Origin of the sequence: Mesonia mobilis DSM 19841 (assembly GCF_000423405.1) — a bacterium.
In the GTDB taxonomy this organism is placed as follows: Bacteria; Bacteroidota; Bacteroidia; order Flavobacteriales; family Flavobacteriaceae; genus Mesonia; species Mesonia mobilis.
Genome location: NZ_AUHX01000004.1, coordinates 275,273 through 298,502 on the forward strand (window position 1 = coordinate 275,273; position 23,230 = coordinate 298,502).

General features: G+C 35.7%; 25 protein-coding genes. 5 read left to right on the top strand and 20 right to left on the bottom strand.

Translation table 11 applies throughout. From position 1 onward, the window contains the following. Positions 1-3: 3 nt before the first annotated feature. Genes G551_RS0103945 through mraZ form a run of 5 tightly spaced genes read right to left on the bottom strand, consistent with a single transcriptional unit; the run spans position 4 to position 5,109 of the window. Positions 4-1,467, bottom strand: a complete 1,464-nt coding sequence (locus G551_RS0103945) for a UDP-N-acetylmuramoyl-L-alanyl-D-glutamate--2,6-diaminopimelate ligase (protein WP_027884337.1) — start codon at positions 1,465-1,467, stop codon at positions 4-6. Then, the gene (locus tag G551_RS0103950) at positions 1,464-3,431 is read right to left on the bottom strand and encodes a penicillin-binding protein (protein ID WP_027884338.1); all 1,968 of its coding nucleotides are present in this window, start codon (positions 3,429-3,431) and stop codon (positions 1,464-1,466) included. Before G551_RS0103950 ends, G551_RS0103945 begins: the two co-directional genes overlap by 4 nt. 3 nt (positions 3,432-3,434) lie before the next feature. Further along, entirely contained in the window at positions 3,435-3,752 is a 318-nt protein-coding gene (locus tag G551_RS0103955; RefSeq protein WP_027884339.1) for an FtsL-like putative cell division protein, read from the bottom strand. A gap of 3 nt (positions 3,753-3,755) precedes the next feature. After that, entirely contained in the window at positions 3,756-4,652 is an 897-nt protein-coding gene (gene rsmH, locus G551_RS0103960) for a 16S rRNA (cytosine(1402)-N(4))-methyltransferase RsmH (RefSeq protein WP_027884340.1), read from the bottom strand. Beyond that, complete coding sequence (gene mraZ / locus G551_RS0103965) at positions 4,639-5,109, bottom strand: division/cell wall cluster transcriptional repressor MraZ (RefSeq protein ID WP_027884341.1); 471 nt, start codon at positions 5,107-5,109, stop codon at positions 4,639-4,641. The genes rsmH and mraZ overlap by 14 nt, the downstream gene beginning before the upstream one ends. A gap of 283 nt (positions 5,110-5,392) precedes the next feature. Here mraZ and G551_RS0103970 point away from each other — a divergent pair, with 283 nt between their 5' ends. After that, entirely contained in the window at positions 5,393-6,157 is a 765-nt protein-coding gene (locus G551_RS0103970; protein ID WP_027884342.1) for an alpha/beta fold hydrolase, read from the top strand. 3 nt (positions 6,158-6,160) lie between these two features. Next, the gene (yihA, locus tag G551_RS0103975) at positions 6,161-6,757 is read left to right on the top strand and encodes a ribosome biogenesis GTP-binding protein YihA/YsxC (protein ID WP_027884343.1); all 597 of its coding nucleotides are present in this window, start codon (positions 6,161-6,163) and stop codon (positions 6,755-6,757) included. A gap of 11 nt (positions 6,758-6,768) precedes the next feature. Here yihA and G551_RS0103980 read toward each other — a convergent pair whose 3' ends face one another. From G551_RS0103980 to gldB, 3 genes are read right to left on the bottom strand one after another with little or no spacing between them, the layout of a single operon-like run. Next, entirely contained in the window at positions 6,769-7,128 is a 360-nt protein-coding gene (locus G551_RS0103980) for a hypothetical protein (protein ID WP_027884344.1), read from the bottom strand. Continuing rightward, positions 7,128-7,463 carry a gliding motility protein GldC gene (gene gldC / locus G551_RS0103985; protein WP_027884345.1) on the bottom strand — a complete coding sequence of 112 codons (336 nt, stop codon included), beginning with the start codon at positions 7,461-7,463 and terminating at the stop codon, positions 7,128-7,130. Before gldC ends, G551_RS0103980 begins: the two co-directional genes overlap by 1 nt. A 2-nt stretch (positions 7,464-7,465) precedes the next feature. After that, positions 7,466-8,431, bottom strand: a complete 966-nt coding sequence (gene gldB, locus G551_RS0103990) for a gliding motility lipoprotein GldB (RefSeq protein WP_027884346.1) — start codon at positions 8,429-8,431, stop codon at positions 7,466-7,468. A 103-nt stretch (positions 8,432-8,534) separates the two neighbouring features. On the opposite strand from gldB, the gene nadE reads away from it, so the two are divergent. Next, the gene (gene nadE / locus G551_RS0103995) at positions 8,535-9,323 is read left to right on the top strand and encodes an NAD(+) synthase (RefSeq protein WP_027884347.1); all 789 of its coding nucleotides are present in this window, start codon (positions 8,535-8,537) and stop codon (positions 9,321-9,323) included. 124 nt (positions 9,324-9,447) lie between these two features. On the opposite strand, the gene dnaG is transcribed toward nadE, so the two are convergent. The 5 genes from dnaG to G551_RS0104025 all read right to left on the bottom strand — a co-directional run bounded on the left by dnaG (position 9,448) and on the right by G551_RS0104025 (position 15,265). Beyond that, positions 9,448-11,409 carry a DNA primase gene (gene dnaG, locus G551_RS0104000; protein ID WP_027884348.1) on the bottom strand — a complete coding sequence of 654 codons (1,962 nt, stop codon included), beginning with the start codon at positions 11,407-11,409 and terminating at the stop codon, positions 9,448-9,450. 116 nt (positions 11,410-11,525) lie between these two features. After that, positions 11,526-12,602: a hypothetical protein gene (locus G551_RS0104005; RefSeq protein ID WP_027884349.1), complete on the bottom strand. Its 1,077-nt coding sequence runs from the start codon at positions 12,600-12,602 to the stop codon at positions 11,526-11,528. Between the two features lie 93 nt (positions 12,603-12,695). Beyond that, entirely contained in the window at positions 12,696-13,442 is a 747-nt protein-coding gene (locus tag G551_RS0104010) for a hypothetical protein (protein ID WP_027884350.1), read from the bottom strand. Next, a complete protein-coding gene (locus tag G551_RS0104015) occupies positions 13,429-13,995 on the bottom strand; it encodes an RNA polymerase sigma factor (RefSeq protein WP_027884351.1) in 567 nt (188 codons plus the stop codon). Before G551_RS0104015 ends, G551_RS0104010 begins: the two co-directional genes overlap by 14 nt. A 292-nt stretch (positions 13,996-14,287) precedes the next feature. Then, complete coding sequence (locus G551_RS0104025; protein ID WP_027884352.1) at positions 14,288-15,265, bottom strand: polyprenyl synthetase family protein; 978 nt, start codon at positions 15,263-15,265, stop codon at positions 14,288-14,290. Between the two features lie 102 nt (positions 15,266-15,367). On the opposite strand from G551_RS0104025, the gene G551_RS0104030 reads away from it, so the two are divergent. Both G551_RS0104030 and G551_RS0104035 read left to right on the top strand, forming a co-directional pair. After that, positions 15,368-16,255 carry a T9SS-dependent choice-of-anchor J family protein gene (locus G551_RS0104030; RefSeq protein ID WP_027884353.1) on the top strand — a complete coding sequence of 296 codons (888 nt, stop codon included), beginning with the start codon at positions 15,368-15,370 and terminating at the stop codon, positions 16,253-16,255. Between the two features lie 179 nt (positions 16,256-16,434). Beyond that, a complete protein-coding gene (locus G551_RS0104035; protein ID WP_169558808.1) occupies positions 16,435-17,442 on the top strand; it encodes a T9SS type A sorting domain-containing protein in 1,008 nt (335 codons plus the stop codon). Positions 17,443-17,518: 76 nt separating this feature from the next. On the opposite strand, the gene rlmN is transcribed toward G551_RS0104035, so the two are convergent. From rlmN to rsgA, 7 genes are all read right to left on the bottom strand, one after another. Next, positions 17,519-18,571 carry a 23S rRNA (adenine(2503)-C(2))-methyltransferase RlmN gene (gene rlmN / locus G551_RS0104040; RefSeq protein ID WP_027884355.1) on the bottom strand — a complete coding sequence of 351 codons (1,053 nt, stop codon included), beginning with the start codon at positions 18,569-18,571 and terminating at the stop codon, positions 17,519-17,521. A gap of 236 nt (positions 18,572-18,807) precedes the next feature. Beyond that, on the bottom strand, positions 18,808-19,857 hold the full coding sequence (gene queA, locus G551_RS0104045) for a tRNA preQ1(34) S-adenosylmethionine ribosyltransferase-isomerase QueA (RefSeq protein WP_036243302.1): 1,050 nt from the start codon (positions 19,855-19,857) through the stop codon (positions 18,808-18,810). Positions 19,858-19,970: 113 nt separating this feature from the next. Further along, positions 19,971-21,197 carry a 3-phosphoshikimate 1-carboxyvinyltransferase gene (gene aroA, locus G551_RS0104050; RefSeq protein ID WP_027884357.1) on the bottom strand — a complete coding sequence of 409 codons (1,227 nt, stop codon included), beginning with the start codon at positions 21,195-21,197 and terminating at the stop codon, positions 19,971-19,973. Beyond that, entirely contained in the window at positions 21,194-21,457 is a 264-nt protein-coding gene (locus G551_RS0104055) for a hypothetical protein (protein ID WP_027884358.1), read from the bottom strand. The genes aroA and G551_RS0104055 overlap by 4 nt, the downstream gene beginning before the upstream one ends. Then, positions 21,454-21,783: a nucleotide pyrophosphohydrolase gene (locus tag G551_RS0104060; RefSeq protein ID WP_027884359.1), complete on the bottom strand. Its 330-nt coding sequence runs from the start codon at positions 21,781-21,783 to the stop codon at positions 21,454-21,456. The genes G551_RS0104055 and G551_RS0104060 overlap by 4 nt, the downstream gene beginning before the upstream one ends. Before the next feature lies 1 nt (position 21,784). After that, positions 21,785-22,237 (bottom strand): D-aminoacyl-tRNA deacylase, encoded by a 453-nt coding sequence (dtd, locus tag G551_RS0104065; RefSeq protein ID WP_027884360.1) that lies wholly within the window; start codon positions 22,235-22,237, stop codon positions 21,785-21,787. 5 nt (positions 22,238-22,242) lie between these two features. Further along, complete coding sequence (rsgA, locus tag G551_RS0104070) at positions 22,243-23,190, bottom strand: ribosome small subunit-dependent GTPase A (protein WP_027884361.1); 948 nt, start codon at positions 23,188-23,190, stop codon at positions 22,243-22,245. Positions 23,191-23,230: the final 40 nt, after the last annotated feature.

The following is a 23,230-nucleotide window of genomic DNA, read 5'->3' on the forward strand; positions in this document are numbered from 1 at the left end:
CTTTTATTTCTCTAATTGACTTAATAATTCTTTTACAATCTTCATATCATCAAAATCTGATCGGATACCATTTACCTCTTGGTAAGTTTCGTGACCTTTACCTGCGATCAAAATAATATCGTTAGGTTCTGCCATTACGCAAGCCGTTTTTATTGCTTGCTTGCGATTGGTAACCGCAACCACTTTCTTTACGTTTTGTGGCTCGACACCAGCTTCTACCTCTTCTATAATTTGATCGGGATCTTCTGTTCTTGGGTTATCGCTCGTCAACACCACTTTGGTACTTAACTCTGAAGCGATATGTCCCATTTTTGGCCGCTTCGTTTTATCGCGATCGCCACCACAACCCACTACAGTAATCAATTCTTCATTCTTTGTACGAATCACGTTGATGGTTTCTAATACATTTTTCAACGCATCGGGCGTATGTGCGTAATCTACAATTGCGGTGATTTTTTTTTCGGAAACGAAATACTGAAATCTTCCGCTTACTGCCGTTAAATCACTGATTAACTGAAGATTTTCTAATTCTGCTAAACCTAACAAATCTGCCGTACCATAAATAGCCGCTAAATTGTACGCGTTAAAATTACCTACCAATTTACTCCAGATCTCATTTCCGTTTAACTTCAGTAATAAACCGCCAAAACTATTTTCGAGGATTTGCGCTTTATAATCGCTCATGGTTTTTAAACCATAAGTATATTTTTTCGCTTTGGTATTCTGAAGCATAATCGCTCCATTTTTATCGTCTGCATTGGTTAATGCAAACGCATCTTTTGGTAATTCATCAAAAAATCGCTTTTTTACATCTCGATATTCCGCAAAACTGTTGTGGTAATCTAAATGATCATGCGATAGATTGGTGAAAATTCCGCCGGCGAATGTTAATCCGCTAGTGCGATGCTGATCGATTCCGTGAGAACTTACTTCCATAAAGCAAAACTCCACTCCGGCATCGTTCATTTCAGCTAAATATTTATTGATGGTGATTGAATCTGGCGTGGTTAATTTTGTACCGTATTCTTTTTCTCCTACTTTAATTGCTACGGTTGAAATTAAACCAACTTTGAATCCCGCTTTTGAAAACAACTGATACAATAAGGTTGAAATCGTCGTTTTACCATTAGTTCCTGTAACACCAACCAGTTTTAAGTTTTCTGAAGGATTTCCGTAGAAATTACTCGCGATCAATGCCAGCGCCATTTTAGTATCTTCAACTTGAACATAAGTGATTCCGCTAATTTGCGTTTCCGGTAATTCTTCACAAACAATCGCTAAAGCTCCTTGATTTTCAGCTTGACGAATAAATTGATGTCCGTCTGATAAAGCGCCACGGATCGCTACAAATACATCATTTAACTGAATTTGTCGAGAATCGAAATGCAGGTTATTGATCGCAACGCCGGTACCGCCGATCACTTTTTCAATAGAAACTTTATATAATATGTCTTTTAACTGAATCAAATTGATGAAATTAAAATTTGCTGATTGGGTTTTACTTTTTCTCCCTTTTGAATCGATTGCTTTTTGATCTTACCAGAACCATTAAGTTTTACCTGTAAACCTAAATTCTCTAAAATCGCCACCGCATCCATCGCGGGAAGTCCTTTTACATCGGGAACGATGGTTTTATATTTTTGAGAAACCGCAAAGTATTTCTCGAAGTCTTTATTAACTTCATTATTTGTCGCCTCCTGCTGATCGATTTGATCTACGTTTGGCGTATCGGTATAAATTTTTTGAGCGATGGTTTTAAAAACCGGACCGGCCACAATATTCCCGTAATAACCAATACTTCGATCAGGTTTACTAATCACGACAATGCAAGAATACTCAGGATTTTCTGCCGGAAAATAACCTGCAAACGAAGCGATATATTCTGAACCACCTTTCCCGGCGCCATAACCTGTTAGACAAGTTCCTGTTTTACCGGCCATCGAAAAGTTTTCATTATAAATATTGGTTGCCGTACCACGTTTTACCGTTTGCCTCATCATCTCACGAACCTTTTCTGCAGTTTCTTTTGAACACACCGAATTCTGAATAACCGGCTCGTTATAATCGTAAATAATCTTATCGCGATCGCGTACCTCTTTGATCAACCTAGGCTTGATCATTACGCCATCGTTTGCAATAGCATTATAAAATGCTAAAGTTTGTAAAGGCGTAATAGAAACTCCGTAACCAAAAGACATCCACGGCAGCGTTGTCCCGTACCAATTGCTATCGTCCGGATGCGGAATTTTAGGAGAACCTTCTCCTTTAATTTCTAAACCAATTTTTCGGTTTAAGCCCATATAATCTAAACGATTTACAAAAGCTTCCGGTTTGTCTTTATAGCCTTCATAAATAAATTTTGAAAAAGCAGTGTTTGAAGAAACCTCGAATGCACGCGCTACCGAAATCTCACCGTAACCTCCACGATGAGAATCACGAACTACGCGATCGTAATATTTTACTGTTCCGTCTTCGGTATCGACCACATCGGCTGTATCGACCACTTTATCTTCTAAAGCGGCGACCATTGCCATTAATTTGAAAGTACTGCCGGGTTCGTGCGACTCCCAAACTGCATAATTTCTTTTTTCGTAATATTTACCATCATCGGTTCGACCTAAATTGGCCATCGCTTTAATTTCTCCGGTTTTGGTTTCCATCACCACCACGGTTCCGTGATCTGCCTGAAAACGTTCTAACTGAGAAAGCAATGCGTGATGCGCAATATCTTGAATATTAATATCGATGGTTGAAACGACATCTAACCCGTCTTTTGGTTCACGTTCGTTTTCATCACTAATCGGTTTCCATTGTCCTTGAGCAATTTTTTGTTTTAAACGATGACCATCTTTCCCTTTTAAATATTCATCGTAAGCACCTTCTAAACCGGCTTGACCGTGACCTACAGTTCGCTCTCCGATTTTCCCTAATGGGCGCTGTCTAACTGTACGTTGTTCTGAAATAAAACCACCTTTATAAGCTCCTAAGCGAAACATCGGGAATTCTTTAATTTTCACGTATTGTGAATAACCAACACCTCTCGCCACTAAGAAATAACGATTTTTGTTAGCGCGTGCTCTTCGTAAAACATTTACATAATACGACTCGGGCTTACCAAACATTTTTGAAAGCTCCTTAGCTAATGGATTTAAGTATAAATCGAAATTTTCCTGAGAAACGGTTAACGCATCAAAACGAATATCATACTCCGGTACCGAAGTCGCCAAAAGATTTCCTTCAGCATCGTATAAATTTCCGCGATTCGCGGGGATCGTAAAGTTTTTATACACGCGCTTATCTGAAAGCTCTTTGTATTTTTCACCTTCAGCAATCTGAATATTCACCAACTTAAACGCGATCGCAAAAGCAAATAGCAAAATACCGCCGGCGATAATGTAAAGTCTATACAATATGTGTTTTTCTGTTGCCAAGAATTACTTCTTATTTAAGATGACTATTTTTTGTGGTGGATTTTTAGACAAACCCAAACCGGTACCTTCTAATTGTTTTAAAATGGTCGATTCCATTTTTAGCTGCATAAGATTTTTTTCTAAATCGACATGCTCACTTCTTAACTCTCTTACTTGTTTATTTAACCTTGCAATCTCATGTACTTTTCGCTCTGCACTATGCGAACAAGCGATCATGACAATTGCCAAAGCCGTACAAAACAGAATAAAACTCCAGTTTTTAAGCGCATCATCGCTTATTAAAAACTTTCCTTTTAAAAAATCGTAGATACTGTTTTTCATTACCTAAATTTTTTCTCCTACTCGAAGTTTTGCACTTCTCGCTCTGTTATTCTGTTGAATCTCTTCTTTTGTAGGAACTACTAATTTCCCTACTTTTTTAAACGGAACCTCTACTCTACCAAACACATCTTTTTCCGGCTCGCCTTCAAAAAGTCCGTTTCTTATATATCTTTTCACCAAACGATCTTCTAAGGAATGATACGAGATCAAACTAATGCGACCGCCTTTCTCTAAAACTTGCTCGGTTTGTTTTAAAAACTCTTTCAACACTTCAATCTCCTGATTCACTTCAATACGAATCGCTTGATAGATTTGCGCCAAGATTTTAAACTCCCGATGTTTAAAAAGATGCGGCATTAATAATTCTTTTAACTGATCTCCGGTTTCAATAGGATTCACGCTTCTTTCTTCAACAATTACTCTTGCTAGCTTTGGCGCATTTTTCAATTCACCATATTGATAAAAAACCGAACGTAATTGTTCTTCAGTATACTCATTAATCACTTCGTAAGCGCTCAACTTACTGGTTTGATCCATTCGCATATCTAAACGTGAATCGTAACGAGTTGAAAAACCACGTTCCGCCACATCGAATTGATGAGAAGAAACTCCAAAATCTCCTAAAACTCCATCTACAGTTTTGTGACCGTAAAATCTTAAGAACTGACGTAGAAATCGAAAATTTTCAGGAATCAAAGTAAAGCGTTTATCGTCGATCACATTTTGCTTAGCATCAGGATCTTGATCGAAAGCCAATAATTTTCCGTTTTCTCCAAGACGACTCAAAATTTCTCGAGAATGACCACCGCCGCCAAACGTCACATCTACGTAAACGCCGTCGGGTTTAATATTTAAACCATCTACAGTTTCTTTTAACAATACCGGATTATGATATTCCAAGTTCTTCATCGAGTCCTCCCATTACTTCTTCCGCTAGATCTGCAAAGTCGTCGGTTGCATCTTCAATAGCGGCTTCATATTTATTCTTATCCCAAATTTCTACGATATTCACCGCAGAAGACAGGACAATTTCTTTAGATAATTCAGCAAAATTCAAAAGGTCTTTTGGCACGAGAAGACGCCCATTTGCATCCACCTCAACCATTTTAACCCCAGCGGTAAACCTTCTAATAAAGTCGTTGTTTTTCTTTTTGAAGCGGTTAAGCGAGTTTACTTTCTTCATTAAAGCATTCCACTCGCTCATCGGGTATAACTCTATACAAGGCTGAAACACAGAACGCTTCAAAACAAAACCATCTTCTAACATTGGCAGAAGTTGTGATTTTAGTTTTGAAGGCACCATTAATCGACCTTTCGCATCGATCTTACATTCGTATGAGCCTATTAAATTTACCACGCTAAGAATTCTTAGTTCAAATATATTGAAAATATTACCACTTTTTACCACATTTTACCACATTGTTGATAAGTTTTAAATCCTTAACTGTATTCAACTCCTAAAAACCCTTACAATTACTGATAATTAGCGATTTACAAAAAGTGGAGATTAGTGGTAAGAATTTTCTAAAAGAATGCCTTTATCTTGTGAATAAAAAAGCTTTTCGTGTTGATAACAGATTATTTATTCATTCTTAAACAATAATCTCTATATTTGCGTTTGCTAACCGCAATTCTTATTGATGAAAGAAGAAATTAAATCGGAAGGAAAGTTTAATTATATTGAAAAAGGAGAAGGCACTCCAATAATTATCCTACATGGTTTAATGGGAGGTTTAAGTAACTTTGACGGTGTAGCACAATTTTTTCCGGAGAACGGTTACAAAGTTGTGATTCCTGAACTTCCACTATATTCCATGCCGCTGCTTAAAACCAGTGTGAGCAACTTTGCAAAATATATTAAGGAGTTTATTGACTTTAAAAATTATTCTGAAGTAATTTTATTAGGAAACTCTTTAGGAGGTCACATCGCATTGTTGACCACCAAGCTATATCCTCAAAAAATTAAAGGCTTAGTAATTACCGGAAGCTCGGGGCTTTACGAAAGCGCTATGGGCGAAAGTTATCCTAAACGCGGTGATTACGATTATATTAAAAAGAAAGCTGAAAATGTTTTTTACGATCCTGCGGTAGCGACAAAAGAGATCGTAGATGATGTTTTTGAAACGGTAAACGATCGTAATAAATTGGTAAAAACTTTAGCCATTGCCAAAAGTGCTATTAGACACAATATGGCGAAAGATTTACCAAAAATGCATACCGAAACTTGTATTATTTGGGGAAAACAAGACAATGTTACTCCGCCGGAAGTAGCCGAAGATTTTAATAAACTTCTTCCTAATTCTGAATTATACTGGATCGACAAGTGTGGCCACGCTGCGATGATGGAACATCCAGATGAGTTTAACCAATTGCTCAACCATTGGTTAAAAGAAAAGCAATTATAAGCCATGGATATTAAATCTGCCAAATTTGTAATTAGCAACAGTGACGTTAAAAAATGTCCTGAAAGCAATTTACCGGAATATGCTTTTATAGGAAGAAGTAATGTTGGTAAATCTTCGCTGATCAATATGTTAACAAAGCGAAAAAGCTTAGCTAAAACATCGGGCAGACCAGGAAAAACGCAACTTATTAATCACTTTCTCATTAACCAAGAATGGCATTTGGTAGATTTACCGGGTTATGGTTATGCACGAGTCAGCAAAAAAGAGAAAAAGACTTTTCAGAAATTTATTACCGATTATTTTAAGAACAGAAAACAACTGGTTTCTGCTTTTATTTTAGTCGATTCTCGCCACGAACCGCAAAAAATAGATCTTGAATTTATGCAGTGGTTGGGCGAACATATGATTCCGTTTGCGATTATCTTCACAAAAGTTGATAAATTGAAGCCGAATGCTTTAGAGCGTAATATTGAAGATTACCAAAAGAAGCTTTTAGAAACTTGGGCAAGCGTACCACCTTATTTTGTTACTTCTTCTTCCAAAGAAATTGGTCGAGACGAGCTTTTAAATTACATCGAAGAGATTAATAATTCGCTATAAAATTCTTCCGCTTACACTCTAGATTTCAATAAATTAATCAGCTCTTTTGTAGTAGTGAGTTGATTTAATTCTTCCGAAGAAATAAGTACTTCTAAACTCCCTTGATTTTCGATTAAGACAATCGGAAATTTAAATTTATAACCAAATTTTGATGCGTATTGTTTTTGAAATTCATCTTTATGGAGAAACTCTAATTCATGCGAAGATGCTTTTCTAAAATTTCTCCATAATCGATGTTCTGTAAATGTGTTATGGGTAAGTTTACACAAATTACACGTATAAGTGCTTGGGCGTAAAAGTTTATGCGCTACATCTAATAAAGTGTTTGCTTTACCAGAATTTGCATTATAAACCATTACGAGTTTTGCCATTACTCTTTTTTCAGTTCTAATTTATCAGCAAAATAATCGCAGAAATCTTTCATGGTTTCCATCATTTTTTCATCTTCGGTAGCGCGGTAAAACGTATCACTCATCGCCACTAAAGTTTGATGAAAGAACACCTTCATCTCATCGACCGGCATATCTTTGGTCCATAGATCGATACGCAAAGTTTCTTGCTGCTTGCTATCCCAAAGTGAAAGTAACATTGCTTTTGCTTCTTCATTATTAATACCGCCGTCTTGCGCGCTCCAGTTTAAATTCTCGGGCACGTTATTTTCGTCGACCTCAACTTGTATTTTTATTTCAGACTTTTTATTTGACATGCTTATGGTTTTCTAGGTTTGTAATTCGATTTTTTAAATAATTCTTCCGCATCGGTTTGCAGCAATTCTGACAACGAAACATCCGGGTTTTTCTCTGCAAACTGTCGCACAATTTGCCATCCCATATATTGCCCTAATTGTGGCGGACTTTCATTATCTAACTGCAATCTAAATTTTGAAAAAGGCGCTAAATTAATAAATCTTCGCTGCAATTCACTATCGGTATCGTAAAGAACTTCGTGCTCTATAAAATATCGCCAAATTTGCTCTTCGTTAGTTAATGCCCATTCCATTTCTTTTTCAGTATAACCCATTCGTTGCGCTTCAGAAAAATTAGGAATTAAGCGATCTTTCAGATATAATATTTTACCGTAATAAACCATTGCTGCCAAGAAGGTTCTGCCTTGTGGTTGCGGTACAAATTGCTCGGCATAAGCAGTTGCCATATCGGGAACAATTTGTTCTTTGCGAAAGTTTTTCTTTAAATATTCTTGTAAACCAATGTAAAACTTGTGCTCTTCACCTAAATACGTATCTAACGAAACCAAGACCACGCTATCTGCCACGATCACTTTATTGCGATAATCGACTTCTGAAGTAACCGTAATTACCTTAGGTACTTGAAACTGCGGAAAATAATATTTTAAATGCTGAAAAAGACTTTCTATCTTTTCCTCTTGCTCAAACTTCGGAAAGGCTTTTACAGTTTCCCGATTTAATTCTTGCTGAATTGTATCGTTCATCATATTTACCCAAACAGAATCGGGATATTGCTTCGGAAATAAAAGCGGATATTCTTTTTTTAACTGCGGAAGATCTTCCGGCGTAGCTTCAGCAAAAACTTTATCGAAACGATCGATTTTTACTTCTACCGGAATTTTAGAGATTTCTTCTTCAACTGCGCTTTCATTATTACAACTTATTAGTAATCCAATTGTGAGAAATAGAAATGCTATTTTTTTAATCATACTCCTGTTCTTATGATTGCTTTAACGCCCGTAAACGTTTATAATTATACTTAAAAGCTTATTTTTGTAGCAAAGGTAATTTATAAACTTAAAATAGTAGTCCATGCAAACTCAAAAAGTAGTAGATCATATTGTTCACTGGTTAAAAGATTATGCTGAAAAAGCCAATGTAAAAGGTTTTGTGATTGGTATTAGCGGCGGAATTGACTCTGCAGTAACCTCTACGCTTTGTGCGAAAACAGGATTAAAAGTTAAGTGTTTAGAAATGCCTATTCATCAAGCCGAAAATCAAGTAAGTCGAGCTTTACGCCATATAGATTGGTTAAAAGAAAACTTTGATGATGTTGAATTACAACAAGTAAATCTTACTCCGGTTTTTGATAGTTTATTAGCCTCTTTACCGAAGGTTGAAAATGAAGAAGAACGGTTTATGTCGTTAGCCAATACTCGCGCCAGATTACGTATGACGTCGCTTTACTATTTTGCTGCTTTAGAAAGTTTGCTAGTTGCCGGAACGGGAAATAAAGTGGAAGATTTTGGTGTTGGTTTTTACACAAAATACGGCGATGGCGGTGTAGATTTGAGTCCGATCGCAGATCTATTAAAAACAGAAGTTTATGAAATCGCTGAGCATTTAGGGATTCACGAAGAAATTTTAACCGCAGCGCCAACCGATGGTTTATGGGGTGATGATCGTACCGATGAAGACCAGATCGGAGCAACTTACCCAGAGTTAGAATGGGCGATGCATATGGATGATCTTGGTAAAACAGCCGATAATTTTGAAGGTCGAAAATTAGAAGTTTTCAAAATCTACAAAAAACTAAACACCGCTAACCAACATAAAATGCAACCTATACCGGTTTGTGAAATTCCGTTGAATTTGAAGTAAAGAATTTTTTATTCAACTTGAATATTTGGTTAAATTAAACAGAATGAGATTTTTGATTGACGCTTCGAAGAGGTTATCGTGACCATTGGAGATGATGAGAACAGAAGTTATTTCAACTAAAAAATTACAGAACGCGTTTAATACGTTCAGCAATATTCATCTCCAGTTTTTTGTACTCGATCACTTGTTCTAAGATTTCTTGGTGATGTTCTGCAATATCTTTTTTAGCGTCTTGCATTAACTCAGCCACCTTTTGTTTGACCAAGTGCAAACGTAAATTTAGAATCGTGTCGTTTACTTCGCGAGCTTCAAGTTTAGTTCGGGGTTGTACAAAAATATCTTGATCTTCCCAGCGGTGAAGTACATTTTTTTCTTCAGCCATTAAAATGGAAGTAATATCTGAAGCCTGCTCCGGTGAAAGCTGATTAATAAAAGTTTCAACCTTTAAATCTTCTTTGGTGTTGAATTCATAAATAATTTGCTCGTACAACAAACGGAAACTATCGTTGGTAAATTCAATCTCATCTTCCTGAAGATCTAGAAAGATCTTTTCGTAAACTTTAGCTTCCTGTTTTTCTAATTCGAGCTCTAGATTTCCATCGCGATCTTCTTTATAAACGTATTCTTCAAATTCATCTTCAACCTTCCCGTAACGAAGTAATAAACTTATAATGTTACGCTCTAACTCGAATTGACGATCTACTTTTGGTCGAACTTCTTTGGGTTGCTTAATAACCTCGAAATTCTTTTTTTGTGTTGAAGTTTTTCGACCGCTATCTTTATTATTTTTTGCGTTGAGTTGCGCTAATGTACTGTAGAGAACGTCTTCTGAAACATCCATAATTCGAGTACATTCTTTCAAGTAAATCTCTTGCTGAATTTGGTCGGGTATTTTCGCAATACTATTGACCATATCTCGAATTACTTCAGCTTTTTTAATAGGATCGCCTTGCGCTTGATCGACCAAAAGCGACGCCTTAAAACTGATGAAATCTTTAGAATTTTGCTGAAGATAAGCTTCGATATCTTCTTTGGTATTCGCTTTAGCAAAACTATCGGGATCTTCACCTTCCGGGAACGCACAAACTTTCACATTCATTCCCTGTTCTAAGATCAAATCTATACCGCGTAACGAAGCTCGAAGCCCGGCAGCATCACCATCAAAAAGTACCGTAATGTTTTTAGTGAGTCGATTAATTAACCGAATTTGTTCGGGCGTTAACGCCGTTCCTGAAGAAGCCACCACATTTTCGATCCCGGCTTGATGCATTTGGATCACATCGGTATAACCTTCTACCAAATAACAATTATCTTCTTTCGCTATGCTTTGTTTGGCGTAATAAATACCGTAAAGCACTTTACTTTTATGGTAAATATCACTCTCGGGAGAGTTTAAATATTTAGCAGCTTTTTTCTCGTTGGTTAAAATTCGACCTCCAAAACCAAGCGTTCTTCCCGACATCGAATGAATGGGAAACATCACTCTGCCTTTAAATCGATCAAATTTCTTTTGTTCTTTAACGATCGTAAGCCCGGTTTTTTCTAAAAACTCTAATTGATAACCTTGCTTTAAGGCTTCTTCTGTAAAAGCATCCCAAATATCGGGAGAATACCCTAGGTCGAATTTCTCTATGGTTTCGTTGGTAAAACCGCGCTCTTTAAAATAACTTAAACCAATGGCTTTACCTTGTTCGGTTTTTAGTAGTTTTTTCTGAAAAAATTTATTGGCAAATTCTGAAACCAAGTACATACTTTCGCGCTCATCGGCAAGTTGCTTTTGCTCGTCGGTTTGCTCGGTTTCTTCAATTTCGATTCCGTATTTTTTGGCGAGGTATTTTATAGCTTCCGGATAGTTAAAATGCTCGTGCTCCATAATAAAAGCCACAACATTGCCACCTTTTCCGCTAGAGAAGTCTTTCCAGATCTGTTTGACCGGGCTCACCATAAAACTCGGTGTACGCTCATCGGTAAACGGACTTAAGCCTTTGTAGTTAGAACCCGATTTTTTTAACTGCACAAAATCGCCAATCACCTCTTCTACCCGAGCGGCATCAAACACTTGATCTATGGTCGATTTTTTAATCATTTCAGCTTAAAATCTTGGAAAGTTTCAATTTGCAAAAGTACTAAAATATAAAAAAAGGGTAAACAACTTTGGTTTACCCTTTTTCTTCTAATTCAAAATTAAAAATGAAACTTAGCTTATATTCCTACTCGTAAACCAACTGAGATATTATTTTGCTCGATTGGGTTATCTTTAAAAATCGGGTTTAGATCGTATTTTACGTACAAACCAATATTATCGTAACCTACGTAAGCGCTTAAACCGTAAATAAAATTACTAGTATTATAGCTTTGTGAAAGTTTATCTTTTCTGTCTCTATCGTCTTCTTTATATTTTAACTTTTGAATTGTATTTAAATTTAATCCGGCGTAACCTCCCAAACCTACTTTAAAATTACTTAAATCATAATGTGCTGCATTTTTTCCATAAGTTATAGTTCTTGGTCCGAATTCAAAATGTAACGGAATCACTAAGTTATCCATTCTTAATTTGGCTTTATCTACCTCGTAAGGAAACTCTTCTAAAACCGTTTGATCACCATCTTCTACAAAGTACATATTATCATCGGCTTTTAAACCGTTAAACTGAAATGATACTCCATATCTTAATCTTGCAAAACCAGATTTTATCAATACAGTTTCAAATTCATATCCTAATTCAAAAAACCTACTTCCTCCTATCTTGTAAGGAGAATCATCTAAAGATTGACCTTCTATCAAAGTATTGTTTAAACCTAATGCCATCGTCAAACCATTAGTTGTTCTTTTTGGTATCGAATCGTAAGCTTTTTCATCATCCTCAAATTCACCATCAAATTTTAGAAACTCTAATGAGGTATAATACGAATCGATCTCTTGTTGCTCCTCGCCATCTTCGTCTTCTTCCGTTTTTGTATTTCGCTTTAAAAGTGCAATATTTTCATCGATGATGTTTAATTGATTTTCGATATTTAAAGCTCTTTTTTCTGCTGCTGCTTTTTTTAATTCTGCCGCTTCTGTAGCCGTAATTTCGTTATTATCTAAACGTTCATTAATTTCTTGAACTTCTTCTCGAAGTTTATCTTTTTCAATTTTTTCAATTTTATTTTTCTGTTTTTGTAACTCCTCGATCTTTAACTCAATGTTGTTTTTCACTTCAATATTAATTTGCGCTTGAGATTGATAACCGACTGCAGCAGCAATAAATAAGGCTAGACTAATAATAATTGTTTTCATGATTTTTGTTGATTTTAGACACTTCGTCTCTACCCTTCCCTTTTTAGAAGGGAAGAAACTTAGTGGATTGATGAATGATTGATTTTGATTAATTTATTCGATAACAGAATTTTTTACTCTGTAAAAACCGCTTTCTAAGGCGTAAAAAACTTTTTCTTTGAAGCTTTGCTTGTCTTCAACCTCAATATTTTCTAACAGATTTTGTGCACTAATTCTGTTATAATAATTGTTGAAGTTTCTAATTTTCACACGCTCTCGGGCATCATTTAATAATTGCGCAGCTTCCTCTTCTGCAGAAGGAGTTTTGGTTTGTGCTAATTGTTTTAGAGAACTATAACTTTCTAATTCAAATTTAATTTCTTGTGCTTTGTGTTCTTCCTTTTTCTGCGGAATAACTTTCGACTGAGCTCTGTTTTTAGTTTCTGCTGCGGGAAGATCTACACTTGCTAGAACCGGTTTTTCAATTTCTATTTCAGGTTGAATTTTACTTTCTGTTTGAGCGATCGAAGACTTTTCAACAGCATTTAATTCTTCATTCTTATTGATTTCTTGCGAGTTTTCTTCAGCTTCCACTTCAACTAAATTATTTTTTGGCGCTTCAATAGTATTTTGATTCACCACCTTCACAGGTTCTACTTGTTGCTGATCAAAAAAGAAAGATGTAATTAAAATACCGCCTAAAAAACTTGCCGCGATCCCTAACCACCAATATTTTTTGGTCGATTTTTCTTCTTTTACCTCTAACTCTGCAGCCAATTGATCCCAAGCTCTTGCTGATGGCTCAATTTTTCGCGCTTCTAACTGCTGCTTAATTTTTTTATCAAAATTATCTACCGCCATGATTCTCTTTTCTATGAGGTTCTACTTTTTGTTGTAACAACTTTCTGGCTTTAGAAAGTTGCGATTTAGAGGTTCCTTCAGAAATATTCAACATTTTTGCAATTTCCTGATGCTTGTAACCTTCTACTGCGTAAAGCATAAATACTGCTTTATAACCTTCGGGTAATTCGTCTATTTTTTGCTGAAGAAAATCTACTTCTTCTACAGAGCCAAAACTGTTTTCTGAGGCTAATGCTGAATCATTTTCTAATTCTTCTGAAAACTGAACTTTCTTCTGGCTTCGCAAAAAATCGATGGCTTCTCTCACCATAATTCTGCGTATCCAACCTTCAAAACTACCTTCTGCTTTGTAGCTTGAAAGATTCACAAATACCTTCATAAAGCCTTTAAGCATTACATCTTCTGCAAATTGCAGATCTTTTACATACATTCTGCAAACGCTCAACATCTTTGGCGAATAAGTTTCGTACAAACTCTGCTGAGCTTTACGATCTTTTTTCATCGCCTTTTTTATAAGACGTTTTTCGTTTTGATGTAACTGAATTACTTTCACAATTAATCTCTAAAGACTTTCTATTTACATAGACGAAAGTAAACTAAAAATGGTTGCCTGGGTTTGTATTTTTTTTGAAAAAATCTTAAAAAATATTAATTATCAGCGTTTTAATAATGAAAATAATTTAAAAAAATCTCTTACCTCGAATATTATAAAAGGAAAAAATTGATTTAACGAACTTTAAGCATTGTAGGTTTTAAAAGAATTTTTGTAGCTAGTAAGCTTTTGGGTAAGGGTAATAAATAAGTGGTGATTCTGAATGAATTTCAGGACGGTATAATTGAAAGATTTATTTCTTACGATCAATTACATAAGTCATCATCAACTCCAAAGAAGCTTTATATGGAGAATCGGGATAATGTTGAATAAGGTCGAAAGCTTCTTGTTGAAAGCTCTTCATTTTATTTTCTGCATAAGACAAACCACCGGCATCTTTTACAAACTGAATAACTTCTTTGACTCTTTTCTTGTCTTTATTATGATTTTTAACCGAATTAATAAGCCATCTTTTATCTTTTTCTGAAGAATTGTTAAGCGCATAAATTAACGGCAAGGTCATTTTTTGCTCCTTAATATCGATTCCGGTTGGTTTCCCGATTTTCTCTTCGCCATAATCGAACAAGTCATCCTTTATCTGAAAAGCCATCCCAATAAGCTCTCCAAATTTGCGCATTCGCTCTACGTGTTCAGAATCCGGTTTTACCGATGCAGCTCCTAAACTACAGCAAGCCGCAATAAGAGTTGCCGTCTTTTGCCGAATTATTTCGTAATAAACTTCTTCGGTAATATCGAGTTTTCTAGCTTTTTCAATCTGCAATAATTCGCCTTCGCTCATTTCTCGAACTGCAACAGAGATGATCTTCAGTAAATCGAAATCATTATTATCTATAGAAAGTAAAAGTCCTTTAGATAATAAATAATCGCCGACGAGAACGGCAATTTTATTTTTCCAAAGCGCGTTGATCGAGAAAAAACCTCGACGACGGTTAGAATCGTCGACCACATCGTCGTGTACCAAAGTCGCCGTATGAATAAGTTCTATCACCGATGCTCCGCGATACGTACGATCGTTCACCTCGCCATCGCTTACCATTTTAGAAACCAAAAACACGAACATAGGTCGCATTTGTTTTCCTTTACGGTTCACCACATAATGAGTAATACGATTGAGTAAAGCCACCTTGGAAGACATCGAGAGCAAGAACTTTTTTTCGAAAAGTTCCATCTCAAAATTAATCGGGGCTTTTATTTGTGCGATGGGTTTCACTTAGACCACAAATATAATTAAAGTGTTTTATTTAAAATATTGCCCTAGAGATTTATTTTTTCGTTATTTTTATCTATTGATACATTATATAAAAAATTGCATATGAAAAAAATTACTTTTTTAATTGTACTTATAGCCAACAGCATGCTTTTGAGTGCTCAAATATTTTCTGAAGACTTTGATGATGAAACTATCAATTCTTTCACCTATGAAAATTGGGTTGCTATAGATGCTGACGGAGACGGGAGATACTTTGAGGTCTTTGATGCTGACTCTAATCTAGTAGACCTAAACGACGATGGCACCTTTGATGTACCTATGAATTGGTCACTTTCCGGTATGGCCGTAGATTCTGATTCTTGGGAGGCAGGAACGGGCGCTTTAACTCCTGATAATTTTTTAATCACTTCAAACCCTATAGATCTAACGAATGTTAGCGGAGCAACCTTAAGTTTTACTGTAGCTACTTATCAGGTAAATCCTAACTTCCTAGGAGAAAGATATTCTGTTTATTTAACATCATTCAATGAGATTGAAAATATCGTTAATGCTCCAGCAGTGACTACTCGACTTCTAAGTGATGACCTTACTGCTGAAGCTCCAGACGGATCTGACTCTTTTGCAGAAATCACCATCGATATTTCTGAATATGACGGTCAAACAGTTTATTTAACTTTTCGACATTATGAATCTACAGATCTAAATTCGTTTTTATTAGATGATATTGTTATAGATGGCACTTTAGGAGTTGATAAAGAAATACAAACTAACTTTAACTTTTTTGTAAAGAACAAAACCTTAAACCTTCAATCAGACGAAACACTCGAAAATTTGAAAATTTACGATTATACAGGAAAACAGATAAAAAATATAGTTTTAGAAAATAAAAATAGTGAAGCCGTAAATTTAGAAAGCTTAAACTCTGGAATTTATATTGCTCAAATACAAATAGCTGGTAAAACAAGTAGTTTTAAGTTTGTCATTAATTAATAAATAAAATTTTATTAATTAATTTTTATTAAATCTTTGAGATTATTTTATTTTTTACTTATATTTAACGATTAATTAAAACCTTTAAATAATTTGATATGAAAAAAATTACGTTTAGTTTATTTGCTTTTTTTGCTGCTATCGCATTAAGTGCACAAGAAAATCCATTTGTTAACGGTATGGTATTCGACTCTAGCTCCACTGTTTGTGCAGGAGATGGAGAAGGAAATTGTGATCCAGAAGGATCGGATATCCCTCTTACCTCCCAAGTAGGTATTTCTTTAGGCGAAGAAACAAATGAAATTATCATTTCTGATATTACTGGAGGATTATATGTGCAAGGATATGGAGCACCAATGGGTAACGAAGCTACTATAGTTGTAGATAGCGATAATCAAACCCTTACAGTAACCGATGCTCCAGATGTAGTGTTTGGTGGAGATTCTTTTAACGCTACTGGGTCATATACTGTTGTAGATGGTCAAGTAGATACATTTACCTTAACTTGGTCTAATAATTATGGTGATGCAGGAACTACAGATTTTACATTTAATTCTATTGTTACAGCTCCTGGGGTAGCAAGTAACCCAACACCAGCTGATAACGCAACGGATGTTCCGGTAAATACGTTACAAGATGCAGATGACAATACTGTAACCGCTGTAGATTTTGCATTTGATGCGCCAACGACTGGTGATGCTCCAGAAACATATAGAATTGTTATTAGTAATGATATTACTTTCCCTGCCAATACAGAAACTGAAACATTTACTATATCTGGTAATTTCCCTGCTACTACAACAGATTTTAGCGAATTATACTTACCTGGAGCTCAGTATTTTGAGGAAAACACCACATACTATTGGACAGTAACCCCTACTAACTTAGGAGGAACACCTTCTGATGTAGAGGTTTGGACATTTACGACAGCAGGAGAATTGAATGTTTCAGATTTTGAAGCAGTTACTTTTGATCACTATATAGACAACAATTCTTCATTAGTTTTATCTTCAGATAAAGTTGTATCTAGTGTTAAATTATACAGCATCTTAGGTCAAGAAGTTTTAGCTCAAGAATTAAATGCTACAAGCGGAAAGCTTAACATTAGTTCTTTTAATGCCGGAGTTTATTTAGCTCAAGTACAGATTGAAGGACAAACTAAAACTTTCAAATTCATCAAGAAATAATCATTCTTGATCAAGTATAAAAAAATCCCGAATCTTTCGATTCGGGATTTTTTTATACTTGATTTTTAATCTGCGATTAATTTGCTTCTGAAGATTTATTCGCCAATTGCCCGCAAGCGGCATCGATATCTCTTCCTCGCGATCTTCTTACGGTAACGGTAAATCCTGCTTTTTCTAAATGATATTGGTAACGATCGGTAACACTTGCTGAGGCTTGCTGAAACTCGCCATCATCAATTGGGTTATATTCAATGATATTTACTTTACACGGAATGATCTTACAGAATTCTACCAAAGCATCGATATCTTTTTGTTGATCGTTAATACCTTTCCAAATCAAATATTCGTAGGTAACTCTTCGTTTTGTTTTCTCGTACCAATAAATTAAAGATTCAGCTAAATCTTTTAGAGGAAAAGTCGCATTGAAAGGCATAATCTGCGTTCTTACTTCATCGATAGCGGCGTGTAAAGAAACCGCTAAATTAAATTTCACCTCATCATCGGCTAATTTTTTGATCATTTTTGGTACTCCGGAAGTTGAAACTGTAATTCGCTTAGGCGACATCCCTAAACCTTCTGGAGAGGTAATCATCTCGATAGATTTGAGCACATTTTTATAGTTCATTAAGGGTTCTCCCATTCCCATAAAAACGATATTTGAAAGTGGCATATTATTGTATAATCTACTTTCGTTGTCGATAGCAACTACTTGATCGTAAATTTCATCTGGGTTTAAATTTCGCATGCGTTTCAACCGCGCCGTTGCACAAAACTTACAGTCTAAACTACATCCTACTTGTGAAGATACACAAGCAGTGGTTCTTGAATAGGTCGGAATCAAAACAGACTCAACCGTAAAACCATCGTGCAGTTTTACTGCATTTTTAATCGTCCCATCATTACTGCGCTGCATTTGATCGACCTTGATATGATTGATCACAAAATTATCGTCGAGCATTTGGCGGGTTTGCTTCGAGATATTGGTCATATCTTCAAAACTGTGAGCGCCTTTGCTCCACAGCCATTCGTAAACTTGTGTTCCTCGGAAGGATTTATCGCCTACGGAAACAAAAAATTCTCGTAGTTGCTCTTTACTTAATGCGCGTATGTCTCTTTTCTTATCTTTCACGTTGCAAAGGTATAAAACTAAACGGAGTTGTTTAATGTTATTCTTAGGTCTTGATGCGTTAGGGATGGAAGCGGCATCCTTTTTTGCTTGATCAAAGACTTCTCGACTCAGCTCGAAGTGACAAGCAAAAAAGATATAGCGTACAGCCCGACCCGTAGGGTAACGCCCAAAATATTATTTACAAAAAAGGCTACACAAAATTGCGCAGCCTTCGTTGATTTGTTTCTTTACGAAAATTAGATGATCAACATCGCATCTCCATAAGAATAGAATTTATATTCTTCTTTGATCGCTTCTTCGTAAGCACGCTTCATTAAATCGTGACCCGCAAAGGCAGAAACCATCATTAACAAGGTCGATTTTGGCGTATGGAAATTGGTAATCATACAGTTGGCGATACTAAAATCGTATGGAGGAAAGATGAATTTGTTGGTCCACCCTCTAAACTCATTTAAACGACCGTTTGATGAAACTGAACTTTCTAAAGCACGCATTACCGTGGTACCTACTGCACAGATCTTTCTTCTGTTTTCGATCGCATTATTGATCACTTGGGTAGAATCTTCTGTAATTTCTGCTTCTTCACTATCCATTTTATGTTTAGAAAGATCTTCTACTTCAACCGGATTAAAGGTTCCTAAACCAATGTGTAAAGTCACTTCGGCTAAATCTACTCCTTTAATTTCTAAACGTTTTAATAAGTGTTTCGAAAAGTGTAAACCAGCAGTTGGCGCAGCTACAGCTCCTTCATTTTTAGCATAAATGGTCTGGTAACGATCGGCATCTTCCGGCTCTACTTCTCTTTTGATATATTTTGGAAGTGGAGTTTCACCAAGTTCATTTAATTTCTTTCTAAACTCTTCGTAAGAACCGTCGTAAAGAAAACGTAAAGTTCTTCCTCTAGAAGTGGTATTATCGATCACTTCTGCTACTAAACTTTCATCATCGCCAAAATAAAGCTTATTACCAATACGAATTTTTCTTGCAGGATCTACCAACACATCCCAAAGACGTGTTTCTGAGTTTAATTCTCTCAATAAAAATACTTCGATTCTAGCTCCTGTTTTCTCTTTATTACCAAAAAGACGCGCAGGAAAAACCTTGGTATTATTAAGAACCATCACATCTTCCGGCTCAAAATAATCGATTAGGTCTTTAAATTTTTTATGCTCTATTGTATTTTCTTTACGGTTTAAAACCATTAATCGCGCTTCATCACGATCTTCTGAAGGATATTCTGCTAATAGTTTTTTTGGCAGTTCGAAATCGAACTGTGAAAGTTTCATTCCCATACTAAAATTTTTAGAAGCGCAAATATACAACCTCAACATAGGGGTTGTCAAGTAAATGAGCAATTATTTAAGAAATAGATTTTTGAGGCTGAAGTTTTTAAAGAATTTTATACTTCTTTTTGCTGAATATGGAAGTGTTTCATCGCTTGCCAAAAGTCCGGAAAAGATTTTGAAACCACTCCGGCATCTTCAATTTTTAAAGTTGTTTTTAAAGCTAGTGGAGCAAATGCCATCGCCATACGATGATCGTTATACGTGGCTACAGAGACATTTTCCATTAAATTTACGCAAGGATAAAGTTTTAAGCTATCGTTAGTAATATCTACCCGAGCACCGAATTTCGACATCTCGTCGTGTAAAGCAACTAACCGATCGGTTTCTTTGATCTTTAACGTATGTAATCCGGTAAGTTCACAACCTATCCCTAAGCCTAAACAAGTGACTGCAATGGTTTGCGCTAAGTCTGGAGATGAAACTAAATCTGCTTTATAAACTTGAGGTAATTTAACCGAATGATCTTTTTTAAGCTGAATTGAATTTTCTGAAAAAGTTGTGTTCACCCCTAAGCTTTTATACAATTCAACTAAAGAAGAGTCGCCTTGAAGACTTTCTTTTTTGTAATTGCTAATCGTAATTTCTGCGGAATCGCTTAATGCGACTAAACTATAAAAGTAGGAAGCAGAACTCCAATCTGACTCAACTACAATTTTTTTTGGTTGCTGAAGTTGAAAAGGTTCTATTTTAATATTATTATTCTCGAAGGAAGCAGTAACACCTAGATTTTTCAGCAGTGAAAGCGTCATTAAAATATAAGGAGTTGAAGTGACTTTACCTTCAAGCTTAATTTCTAGTCCGTTTTCTAAGGATGGTGCCATTAACATTAAGGCAGAAATATATTGACTACTAACATTTGCTGCTAAGCTTACATTAGATCTGGTAATTTTTTTTCCGTTGATCAATAATGGCGGATAGCCTTCTTCTTTTTGGTATTCGATATCGGCGCCTAGACTTCTTAAGGCATCAACTAATAATTTAATTGGGCGCTCTTGCATTCGTTTGCTACCGGTAAGAATGGTTTTTCGACCTTCTTGAATTGAAAAATAGGCAGTAGAAAAACGCATGGCCGTACCGGCGTGATTAATATCGATCTCTTCTTCTGAAGAATTTAAAGCTTTCTGCAAAACTTCTGTATCGTCACTATTAGATAGGTTTTCAATTTCTATCTGCGGAAACAAGGCTTGTAAAATAAGTAAACGGTTAGCTTCGCTTTTTGAACCGGTTACTTGCCAATCTCCCTTAAGGTTTTTATGTTTTGCGACTAATTCGAGGGTCATTGTTTTACTTTTTCTCTTTTCAGTTTTCCTCTAAATTGAAGAAAAGTTACGACAAAACCATAGATAAAACCACCAATAATATTAGCGATAAGAAATCTGATAAGCATTTTTCCTTCTAATTTTTCAGCAATAAATTCATCGAAACTAAATCCGTAAGAGAACAATAAATCGATCGCGTTATAAATAAGCATAAAAGCAAAACCGAGAATAATTACTGATTTCCAAAAACCCTTAACCTCAACAACTTCTTTAAAACTCATGACTTTAGTTTTTCGTTTTGATGATGGCGATCGTGATCTCTTTTTGTTTTTAGATCTAATTTTTTATCGAAAGCGGCTTGCAAATCGATCCCGGTTTGATTAGCCAAACACAAAACCACAAAAACAACATCGGCTAATTCTTCTCCTAGATCTTTAGCTTTATCGCTTTCTTTTTCACTTTGTTCGCCATAACGACGAGCAATAATTCTGGCAACTTCGCCTACTTCTTCGGTAAGTTGTGCCATATTGGTAAGCTCGTTAAAATAACGAACGCCGTGTTCTTTAATCCAATGATCTACCGCTTTTTGAGCGTCTTGAATGTTCATTTTAATCTCTATTTTTAGAATCTATAATTATCGTTACCGGGCCGTCGTTAAGGAGATTTACTTTCATATCTGCTCCAAATTCTCCGGTTCCTACTTCTTTTTCAAATTGCTTTTCAAATTCTTTGATAAAAGCTTCGTATAACGGAATAGCCAAATCAGGTTTGGCTGCATTTATAAAACTTGGTCGATTGCCTTTTTTTGTGCTCGCGTGAAGGGTAAACTGACTTATAATTAATGCTTCGCCATCAATATCTTTCAGCGATAAATTCATTTTATCATCTTCATTACCAAAAATTCGCATATTGATAATTTTTCGACAAAGCCATTCGATGTCTTCCTGAGTATCTTCAGCTTCAATCCCAACCAGAATCAAAAAACCTTTTTCGATGGAAGATTTTACTTTTCCATCTATCATTACGCTTGCTTCACTTACGCGCTGCAATACCACTCTCATAATTTCTATTCTTTATAAATATCTACTCTGTAATGCTCGTCTTCACCTTCTAACATTTGTAAATAAGATTTATATCGCGACCAAGAAATTTCATCTTCATCTAAAGCTTCTTTAATGGCACATTTCGGTTCTTCGACGTGTAAACAATTATTGAATTTACATTCACTCTTACGCTCAAGAAATTCAGGGAAATAATCGCCTAATTCTTCTTTTTCAATTTCTACGATCCCGAAACCTTTAATTCCCGGAGTATCGATAATTCTTGCATGAAAAGAAAGATCGAACATTTCTGCAAAAGTAGTGGTGTGTTGCCCTTGCAAATGTTGTTCTGATATTGCTGAAGTTTTCAAATCTAAGCTCGGCTCTAATTGATTAATTAAAGTCGATTTTCCTACACCGCTATGTCCTGAAAAAAGCGAAGTATTATCGATCATCAATTCTTTTACCTTATCGATATTTTTACCCGATTTTGCTGAAATAGGAATACACGTATAACCAATTTCTCGATACATCGCCATTAAATACAGGATCTCGTCTTTTTCTTCTTGGGAATAGGCATCTACTTTATTAAAAAGCAAAACGGCTTTAATCCCATAAGCTTCTGCTGTTACTAAAAAACGATCGATAAAAGTCGTAAAGGTTGGCGGATTATTTAAGGTGACCAATAAAAACGCTACATCGATATTAGCCGCAATAATATGAGTTTGCTTAGAAAGGTTAACCGATTTTCTAATGATATAATTTTCACGCTCTTCAATATGTTTGATCACGCCTATTACCTCATCAATATTTTCTTCCAGATCAAATTCTACATAATCTCCTACCGCTACCGGATTGGTGTTTTTAATTCCTTTAATTCTGAATTTACCTTTTATGCGGCAATTGTAGAACTTACCATCTTCGGCTTTAACGGTATACCAACTTCCGGTCGATTTGTAGACGATTCCTTTCATTTACATTTTTGAAAAAATTGCTCAACTACCTAGATAATTG

What these genes read in the sequence shown, in the direction of transcription:
- G551_RS0103955 (WP_027884339.1), bottom strand. Translation starts at nt 3,752, where the DNA reads ATGAAAAACAGTATCTACGATTTTTTAAAAGGAAAGTTTTTAATAAGC.
- G551_RS0103970 (WP_027884342.1), top strand. Translation starts at nt 5,393, where the DNA reads ATGAAAGAAGAAATTAAATCGGAAGGAAAGTTTAATTATATTGAAAAA.
- yihA (WP_027884343.1), top strand. Translation starts at nt 6,161, where the DNA reads ATGGATATTAAATCTGCCAAATTTGTAATTAGCAACAGTGACGTTAAA.
- G551_RS0103980 (WP_027884344.1), bottom strand. Translation starts at nt 7,128, where the DNA reads ATGGCAAAACTCGTAATGGTTTATAATGCAAATTCTGGTAAAGCAAAC.
- gldC (WP_027884345.1), bottom strand. Translation starts at nt 7,463, where the DNA reads ATGTCAAATAAAAAGTCTGAAATAAAAATACAAGTTGAGGTCGACGAA.
- gldB (WP_027884346.1), bottom strand. Translation starts at nt 8,431, where the DNA reads ATGATTAAAAAAATAGCATTTCTATTTCTCACAATTGGATTACTAATA.
- nadE (WP_027884347.1), top strand. Translation starts at nt 8,535, where the DNA reads ATGCAAACTCAAAAAGTAGTAGATCATATTGTTCACTGGTTAAAAGAT.
- dnaG (WP_027884348.1), bottom strand. Translation starts at nt 11,409, where the DNA reads ATGATTAAAAAATCGACCATAGATCAAGTGTTTGATGCCGCTCGGGTA.
- G551_RS0104005 (WP_027884349.1), bottom strand. Translation starts at nt 12,602, where the DNA reads ATGAAAACAATTATTATTAGTCTAGCCTTATTTATTGCTGCTGCAGTC.
- G551_RS0104010 (WP_027884350.1), bottom strand. Translation starts at nt 13,442, where the DNA reads ATGGCGGTAGATAATTTTGATAAAAAAATTAAGCAGCAGTTAGAAGCG.
- G551_RS0104030 (WP_027884353.1), top strand. Translation starts at nt 15,368, where the DNA reads ATGAAAAAAATTACTTTTTTAATTGTACTTATAGCCAACAGCATGCTT.
- G551_RS0104035 (WP_169558808.1), top strand. Translation starts at nt 16,435, where the DNA reads ATGGTATTCGACTCTAGCTCCACTGTTTGTGCAGGAGATGGAGAAGGA.
- queA (WP_036243302.1), bottom strand. Translation starts at nt 19,857, where the DNA reads ATGAAACTTTCACAGTTCGATTTCGAACTGCCAAAAAAACTATTAGCA.
- aroA (WP_027884357.1), bottom strand. Translation starts at nt 21,197, where the DNA reads ATGACCCTCGAATTAGTCGCAAAACATAAAAACCTTAAGGGAGATTGG.
- G551_RS0104055 (WP_027884358.1), bottom strand. Translation starts at nt 21,457, where the DNA reads ATGAGTTTTAAAGAAGTTGTTGAGGTTAAGGGTTTTTGGAAATCAGTA.
- G551_RS0104060 (WP_027884359.1), bottom strand. Translation starts at nt 21,783, where the DNA reads ATGAACATTCAAGACGCTCAAAAAGCGGTAGATCATTGGATTAAAGAA.
- dtd (WP_027884360.1), bottom strand. Translation starts at nt 22,237, where the DNA reads ATGAGAGTGGTATTGCAGCGCGTAAGTGAAGCAAGCGTAATGATAGAT.
- rsgA (WP_027884361.1), bottom strand. Translation starts at nt 23,190, where the DNA reads ATGAAAGGAATCGTCTACAAATCGACCGGAAGTTGGTATACCGTTAAA.